This is a genomic window from Synechococcus sp. 65AY6A5 (genome assembly GCF_002760415.1).
GTDB lineage: Bacteria > Cyanobacteriota > Cyanobacteriia > Thermostichales > Thermostichaceae > Thermostichus.
In genome coordinates this window covers 119,440-126,446 of the sequence record NZ_AXUW01000002.1, presented here as the reverse complement: position 1 = coordinate 126,446, position 7,007 = coordinate 119,440, and the positions used below count along the sequence as shown (strand labels likewise).

Here is a 7,007-nt window from a genome sequence, read left to right as displayed (position 1 = left end):
AAAGAGTTCGCCACAGAGGTGGCACGGTTCTACAGCAAGCCTGTATTTTGGACAGGGGCCTATTTTGTTGCCTCTTGTGGTGGGGTCACCGTTGAGGAGTTGAAGAAGTATGTCGAGCAGCAGGCATCGCCCAGATTGTGAGACTCAGGGGCATTGAACCCCTTCGTCTCACCGCCTATCCCCCATCCCGCCAAGCTGCGCTGTGGCGGGAGTACCCCGGAGGTTCTGATGGACAACCTCCTAAAGTCTCTGGGTCTTTGGGGGATCCTTAGAAAGCAGCTAGCGGATGGTTAACAGCTTGGTTTCGTCGGGAAAGGTGGCCTCTACTTGAATTTCCGGGATCCCTGGCATCACGTCCTCTCGGCTCAGCCACGTCAGACCTTCGCTCATCACCTGAGCAACGGTTTTCCCTTCCCGCGCCCCTCCAAGATAGCTGCGCTCAGGTAGGTCACCGCCTTGGGGTAATTGAGTTGGAGGCCCCACTGCCGCCGATCCCGAGCTAGCTGGACGGCCAGGTAGAGCAACCTCCTGGGGGGACAAGTACATGGAGCGACCTCGAAAGATACAAAACGATACAGAACAGGCAGCAGCAGGCTCACTTAGCCTAGAGTTGACTTAACACTTTAGTACCCCCTTTGGGCAAAAATAAGGATGCAGAGGCTACAGGGAGCTCCGCTTTTCTCGCCAAACCAAGAGCCTCCACCTCTTTCCACCTCTGCTGTTGCAATTTTCCGCGCCTGCAACCCAAGATGAAAGGGTAACAATAAAGTTAAAGAGAGAAGTAAAAGTTTATCTGATCCTCATTTAGCCCTAGCTTGGTTGACCTGAGATCCATTGGCTAATTCCCCTTAGCAGGTGTTGATTGGGTTCTTTTGAGCAGCCATGAAACTCGAACTGACTCCTAGACAACGGAAGATCCTGTGGGCAACGGTGCGCAGGTATATTGCCACGGCAGAACCTGTCGGCTCCAAAACCTTGGCCCAGTCCTACAACCTCGGAGTCAGCACGGCTACCATTCGCAACGACTTGGCCACGCTGGAGCAGGTTGGGTTGCTGTTCCAGCCCCACACCTCTGCCGGTCGGATCCCTTCTGACTTTGGCTATCGGGTCTATGTGAACGATCTGTTGAGCTCCGCCAACATGGATGGGATCCCGAACGATGCTCCCCAGCCGGAGCCCCATCCTGCGCTGCAGCAGTTGCTGGATCAGCTCAACCGTGAGCTGGGGGACGACCTCGATAGCTTCCTACAGAGGGTGGCACAGCTTTTGGCCCACTTGAGCGGTTGCATCGCCCTCATCACCCCTCCCCAGGGGCCGGTGGTAGCCGTTCACCACGTGCAGTTGTTGTCGGTGGGGCCGGGGCGGGTAATGGTGCTGGTGGTTACGGATTCCTATCAAACCCACTCGGCCTTGGTCAGCCCACCGGATTGGCCTGACGATCGGCGCGAGGATCTGGAAGATGAACTGCAGCTACTGAGCAACTTCCTCACCCTGAAATTGCGGGGCAAGACTTTTGCCGAGCTGCAGGATCTGAGCTGGTTGAAGCTGGATGAGGAGTTTCGCGCTTACAGCCATTGGCTGCAGCAACTGCTGCGCTCGGTAGTCCAACGCTACCTGCGGCCCTCTCTAGGACAGGTGTTCAGCGCGGGCATGACGGAGCTGATGCGGCAGCCGGAGTTTTCCCAGGCTCAGCGGATGCAGGCGGTGGCCCAGTTGCTCGAAGAGGGATCCGAGCAGCTGCAGGGGATGATCGGGCTCTATTCCACGCCAGGTTGCCTGTTCACGAGCGAAGCGGCTCTCTCGGCCCCGTCGGCCAGGGAGAAGGCATCCTCCAGCACCGCAGATCAGGATCCATCCCACAACGTTCCCGTGATCATCTACATTGGCAGCGAGAACCCGCTGGAATCGCTGCACCACTGCACGGTCATCGCCTCAGTTTATCGCCGCCGCTCGGCGCCGCTGGGGACGGTCACCTTGCTGGGGCCGACTCGCATGGCCTACGAGCGGAGCATTGCGGCTGTGCAGACGGTGGCCTCGCATCTCACTCGGGCCCTTGCCTGAGGGATCCCAGGTCTGGGTTGCCCCCGAGCAATAGCCAACTGTGGCCAGGCTTTCTCCTCTTCACTTGCGGGTTCAGTGTGCCATTCGCGAGCGGCAACTGCTTCGCCCCGGCCAGCGGCTGCTGGTAGCTTTTTCCGGCGGACAAGATTCTTTTTCCCTGCTCCAGATCTTGCGGGATTTGCAGCCGCGCTGGCGGTGGCAGATCTTTGTTTTGCACTGCGATCACCGTTGGTCAGCCGATGAGACGGCGTGTGCCCAGTTTTTGCAGGGATGGCTGCAACAGCAGGGCCTGCCCCACGCCGTTGAGACTGCCGATCCCATCCGCTGGGATGAGGCGGGGGCCAGGGCTTGGCGCTACCAGCAACTGGACAAATGGGCGCGCACCTGGAGCTGCGAGGCGGTGGCCACGGGGCACACGGCCAGCGACCGGGCGGAGACGTTTTTGTGGAACCTGCTGCGGGGCACGGGGGCTGCCGGCCTGGTCAGCCTAGATTGGCAACGGCGTTTGGACGAGCGGGATCCCACCTCCGCTTGGTTGGTGCGTCCCCTGCTGGGCCTTTCCCGCTGGGAAACGGAAGAGTTCTGCCGACAATACCAGTTGCCGGTCTGGCCGGATCGCAGCAACCAGGATTTGGCTCATGGCCGCAACCGCCTTCGCCTAGAGGTGATGCCCTATCTCAAGCAGCACTTTAACCCGCAACTGGAAGCGGCTTTGAATCGGGCGGCCACGCTGTTGCAGGCAGAGCATGAGCTGGTGGTGGCGCAAGCCGCCCAACTATGGTTGCAGGTGTACGAGCCGGCTTTGCCGGGGCTGCGACGGGATCCCTTGCGGGCTGCGCCCCTGGCTCTGCAGCGGCAGGTGATGTTCCAATTCTTGTCGCTGCTGCTGCCCCATCACCCGACTTTTGAGCAGGTGGAAGCCGGGATCCGGCTCCTGAAAGCAGGCCGCCGCAGCCGCAGCCCCGACTACCCAGGGGGTGGCTGGTTGGAGGTGAGGGGAGATTGCGTGGTCTGGGTTGCTGCTTCTCAGCCCGCCAGTTTTGTCCCCTAGGCCGGGATCGGCATGCCCACAAAAGCTCTTGGGCAAAGTTGTGGCTGCCCTATTTAGGTCCACTCCGGTCTTAACCAGAAGAAGCCGGCCAAGGGTGAACCCGGCCCGTTTGCGGCTGAAGGGCAACCTGGGGAGATGGGCACCCCTGGCAACCCAGAGCAAGGGGGAGTAGGTCAATCCGGCAACCGGCCAAACCTGACGCCGGGGTAGTAGTAGGCCAAGATTTGGCGGTAAGTCCAGCCCCGGCGGGCCAATTCTTGGGCGCCCCACTGGCTCATGCCGATGCCATGCCCGTACTTGGGATAGGGGCTAAAATCCGGCAGGCTTTTTAGGTAAGGGATCCCGCTCACCCCGACGGTTTGGCTGCCGGCGCTGGCGCTATACATGGCATTCACGAATTGCCCCCCATACACCATGACGATGCCGCGGGTGGCGTGTGTTGCTGCTAGGGCGGCTGCCGAGCGCTGCGACAGACCCCGATACACCTGGGAGCGGGTGTCGCTAAACACGTCAAACCAGCCGCGGGAATTGCGGTGGTGAAGAACATAGGTGCGGGCTGCCACCGCCTGGGCCTTGAGGGCCTCGGGCAGAAAGCGGGATCCCATCTCGGCTTCCACCACGCCGGCCACGTAGTCTTCCAGATCCACGTAATTGATGGCCAGCAAGCGGTTGTAGCCGGTCAGGAGCACTTTGCCAGAATACCAGCGGCCATCCACCGCCACCAGGCCACCCGCTTGCGGCTCGATGAACAACACCGGGCTGACCACCCCCTGCAGGCGCACCCCCTGAGGGCCGGGCTGGGCCAGAAACCCTTGCATGGGGGGCAACTCGGCCAGCACCTCTTGGCGGCTATTGGTCAGTTGGGCAGGGAGAGAAACCCCCACCACCAAAGGGGCGGTGGCATCGGCCAAGGCCACCCGCACCGTTACCCCCCAAGCGCTCTCGATCCATCCCCCTAAGGCGCCCACCAGCAGGGATCCCAGGAGGGCAAGCCAACCCCGTGCTCCCATCTGCCCAGAGTTCTTTTTTGTACAGCAACCCCAGCCTAGGATAGGGCAAATCGGACTTGGGGACAAAAATCAGGGTGCCTAGAGGGCAGGACGGGATCCCGTTGGCAGGGGAGGGGACGGCTGGGGCTGTTCCGAAGGGACAGGATCTGGCTGTCGAAACCGATCGGTTTCCAGGCCCAAGGCAAAGCGCAGGGAGGATCCCGGTCGCCCGTTGGAGAAGCAGAGAAAAGAGCCCAAGGAAGCCAACGCCAGAAGGGCGGCGTAGCCAAACATGGCCCGATACCCGAACCCCCCCGCCAGCGTGCCCAGGATCGGCCCCGCCAGCCCAATGCCCAAGTCAAAGCCACACATCACCAAGCTAAACAGGCGACCGCGCTCCGCCGGCTCAGAGCGATCCGCCACCAGGGCGGAGATCAGCGGGATCAAGGTGCCAAAACCCGACCCCACCACGATCCCGGCGGCGAGAAAAGCCGCAGCGCTGTCGGCAACCCTCAGGATCCCCATCGCCAGAGCATAGGTGGCCAGGCTGAGCGAGATGAACGGCCCCCGCCCGTAGCGGTCGGAAGCGCGACCAGCCAGCAGGCGCACGCCGAAGCTGGACAGGGCCACCGCCGTATAAAAAAGACCTGGATTCAGGGGAACTCCGGCCTCTTGGATCAACAGAGCCACAAACGTGGTCTGGGTGCCAAAGGCCAGGCCAACCAACAACATGACCCCGGCGAGAGAGCACACCTTCGGGCTGAGCACAAGGCCCCAAAACGCCCCATCCGAGGGCAGGGATCCCCAATCCCCACGGCGCTGCTCTCGAACCAATTGGGTACAGAAAAAGCCCACCAACCCCAGCAAAGCGGCGAAGAGAAACAGAGGGCCATAACCGGCCAGCTCCTGCAAAAAACCGCCCAAAGCAGGGCCGATGGCTACACCCATGGGATTGACCAAGCTCATGTAGCCCAAGATCTCGCCGCGTTTTTCTTCCGGGGCAAAATCCGCCACCAAAGTAACGTAGGCGGTGGCAAAAGCGGCGATGCTGATCCCATGAAAGGCCCGTACCAGCGCTATCCACGGGATCCAATCCCAAAGCCAGTACCCCAAAGGCGCCATCCCCGCCGCGCCCATGCCGATGAGCAACACAATGCGCCGACTGTGGCCATCCGCCAGCCGCCCCAGCCAAGGACGAAAAGCCAGCAGCCCAATCGAGAAGGCCCCCATCACCAAGCCCACCTCTTGGCTGGTGCCGCCCACATCCCGGACGTAGAGCGGCAGCGTGGGCAACAGCGCAGACAGACTGGCCCAAAAGAGCAGCCCGGCCACGAACAAAATGCCCAAGTTGCGCCGCTGTGCTGGCTGTAGCCGCCCAAATGCCCTCACGCCCACTCCTGATGAAACTCTTACAACCATGCCGAGGAGCAAAGCCGTCTCCACGGCATCCCCGAACAGAAGTATTACGAAATGTATATTTGGGTGGTGACTTTTTGGATCTTAACCTCTTGTCTGGAGCTGCGCAGGAGGGCAGACGTTAGCCTGGAAATGGCCTTTTTGTACGCTGGCCTATGGCGGAACGGTCGGATCCCTTGACTCGCGGTTTAGTTGCCCTGATTCGAGGCTACCAGGTGGCCATCTCCCCTCTGCTACCGCCTGCCTGCCGCTACTACCCCACCTGCTCCCAGTACACCCTGGAAGCCGTGCGGCGCTACGGTGCCATCCGAGGCGGTTGGCTGGGGATCCGCCGCCTCTGCCGCTGCCACCCTTGGCACCCGGGAGGCTACGACCCGGTGCCCGACTTGCCGGGATCCGCACCCGAGGAAAACGGTCGCCCCAGCCCAGATGGCCAACATTCTGGATCTGGGGGTTGAAGAGTTGCAGCTTTTAACCGCCGCTATCGGTAGCAGGCCACCGCCTCGATTTCCACCAAGGCATTCAAGGGCAGGCCAGCCACCTGCACGCAAGAGCGGGCCGGTGCCGGATCGGCGGCAAAAAACTCTCGATAAACCGCGTTCATGGCGGCAAAGTCTTTCATATCCGCCAAAAAAACGGTGGTCTTCACCACATTGGCCAAGCTTGTTCCCCCTGCTTCCAGCACGGCTTTCAGGTTCAGCAGCGCCTGCCGAGTTTGCGAGGCAACATCTTCCCCCGCCAGCTTGCCGGTTTTGGGATCCAGGCCCACCTGTCCGGCGGCGAATAGAAATGGCCCCGCAGCGGCAATGCCCTGGCTGTAAGGGCCGACAGGGGCAGGAGCAGCCTCGGTTCGCACCTCCTGCGGCCCTGCCTCAGCTCGAGTGGGGTGGTTAGGCTCAGAACTGACCGGCTTCCTCTGCTCCATGGGGATCGGCGGAACTCTGCAGCTAAGCTACCACAGGGGGATCCCGCAAAAAACAAGCCGGCAACGGCAAGATCAACTTGTCGACAAAAAGCAGTGCCTATGCCCTTGATCAAGTTGCAAACGCCTCTAAAGCCGGAACCTGCCGCTGTAGAGGCGCTGCTCAAGTCGCTCTCTGCTGCTCTGGCCAAACAGGTGGGCAAGCTGGAAGCCTACGTGATGACCGCCTTTGAAGGAGGGATCCCGATGACCTTTGCCGGCAGTGGGGATCCCTGCTGCTATGTGGAGATCAAGATTGACACTCCCACCGCCTAAAGGCGGGGGATTCTTACGCAGTCCACAAAAGAACCCGTAACGGCGTTGTCAAAGCGCCTCTAGACAGTTCCTGAAGGCAAAGCCCCAAGGTTCTGCTGACTTTCTTAAGCAGGTTGGCGGCAGCATTCGCCTCAGCCCAGAGGGTCTCCACCCGTCGGGTTTTTCACCATAATTAGGTAGCTCATCTCCATCTAGGAAGCTTGCCTGCGAGCTGTACGCCTCCTCTACCTCAATAAACTCCATGCCATAATGC

General features: G+C 60.9%; 9 protein-coding genes and 1 pseudogene. 5 read left to right on the top strand and 5 right to left on the bottom strand.

Going from position 1 to position 7,007, the window contains the following annotated elements; genetic code table 11:
• The coding region (locus SYN65AY6A5_RS12345) for a transposase (RefSeq protein ID WP_206336973.1) at positions 1–141 on the top strand (141 nt) is incomplete at its 5' end.
• 138 nt (positions 142–279) lie between these two features.
• Here the strand turns inward: SYN65AY6A5_RS12345 and ureA are convergent.
• Positions 280–546 (bottom strand): annotated as a pseudogene (gene ureA / locus SYN65AY6A5_RS12340) (urease subunit gamma).
• 336 nt (positions 547–882) lie between these two features.
• On the opposite strand from ureA, the gene SYN65AY6A5_RS12335 reads away from it, so the two are divergent.
• Both SYN65AY6A5_RS12335 and tilS read left to right on the top strand, forming a co-directional pair.
• Entirely contained in the window at positions 883–2,061 is a 1,179-nt protein-coding gene (locus tag SYN65AY6A5_RS12335) for a heat-inducible transcriptional repressor HrcA (RefSeq protein WP_011431380.1), read from the top strand.
• Between the two features lie 40 nt (positions 2,062–2,101).
• A complete protein-coding gene (gene tilS / locus SYN65AY6A5_RS12330) occupies positions 2,102–3,112 on the top strand; it encodes a tRNA lysidine(34) synthetase TilS (protein WP_011431381.1) in 1,011 nt (336 codons plus the stop codon).
• Positions 3,113–3,285: 173 nt separating this feature from the next.
• Here the strand turns inward: tilS and SYN65AY6A5_RS12325 are convergent, their stop codons facing one another.
• Together SYN65AY6A5_RS12325 and SYN65AY6A5_RS12320 are read right to left on the bottom strand one after the other, a co-directional pair.
• Complete coding sequence (locus SYN65AY6A5_RS12325; RefSeq protein WP_011431382.1) at positions 3,286–4,122, bottom strand: SpoIID/LytB domain-containing protein; 837 nt, start codon at positions 4,120–4,122, stop codon at positions 3,286–3,288.
• 78 nt (positions 4,123–4,200) lie between these two features.
• The gene (locus tag SYN65AY6A5_RS12320; protein ID WP_011431383.1) at positions 4,201–5,490 is read right to left on the bottom strand and encodes an MFS transporter; all 1,290 of its coding nucleotides are present in this window, start codon (positions 5,488–5,490) and stop codon (positions 4,201–4,203) included.
• 203 nt (positions 5,491–5,693) lie between these two features.
• Here SYN65AY6A5_RS12320 and yidD point away from each other — a divergent pair, with 203 nt between their 5' ends.
• Positions 5,694–5,975: a membrane protein insertion efficiency factor YidD gene (yidD, locus tag SYN65AY6A5_RS12315; protein WP_240527888.1), complete on the top strand. Its 282-nt coding sequence runs from the start codon at positions 5,694–5,696 to the stop codon at positions 5,973–5,975.
• A gap of 23 nt (positions 5,976–5,998) precedes the next feature.
• On the opposite strand, the gene SYN65AY6A5_RS12310 is transcribed toward yidD, so the two are convergent.
• Positions 5,999–6,442 (bottom strand): RidA family protein, encoded by a 444-nt coding sequence (locus SYN65AY6A5_RS12310; RefSeq protein WP_083759178.1) that lies wholly within the window; start codon positions 6,440–6,442, stop codon positions 5,999–6,001.
• A gap of 99 nt (positions 6,443–6,541) precedes the next feature.
• Between SYN65AY6A5_RS12310 and SYN65AY6A5_RS12305 the strand changes: the two genes are divergently transcribed.
• Positions 6,542–6,754: a phenylpyruvate tautomerase MIF-related protein gene (locus SYN65AY6A5_RS12305; protein WP_011431387.1), complete on the top strand. Its 213-nt coding sequence runs from the start codon at positions 6,542–6,544 to the stop codon at positions 6,752–6,754.
• A 48-nt stretch (positions 6,755–6,802) separates the two neighbouring features.
• Here the strand turns inward: SYN65AY6A5_RS12305 and SYN65AY6A5_RS12300 are convergent.
• The coding region (locus SYN65AY6A5_RS12300; RefSeq protein WP_206336969.1) for a hypothetical protein at positions 6,803–7,007 on the bottom strand (205 nt) is incomplete at its 5' end.

What these genes read in the sequence shown, in the direction of transcription:
- SYN65AY6A5_RS12335 (WP_011431380.1), top strand. Translation starts at nt 883, where the DNA reads ATGAAACTCGAACTGACTCCTAGACAACGGAAGATCCTGTGGGCAACG.
- SYN65AY6A5_RS12325 (WP_011431382.1), bottom strand. Translation starts at nt 4,122, where the DNA reads ATGGGAGCACGGGGTTGGCTTGCCCTCCTGGGATCCCTGCTGGTGGGC.
- SYN65AY6A5_RS12310 (WP_083759178.1), bottom strand. Translation starts at nt 6,442, where the DNA reads ATGGAGCAGAGGAAGCCGGTCAGTTCTGAGCCTAACCACCCCACTCGA.
- SYN65AY6A5_RS12305 (WP_011431387.1), top strand. Translation starts at nt 6,542, where the DNA reads ATGCCCTTGATCAAGTTGCAAACGCCTCTAAAGCCGGAACCTGCCGCT.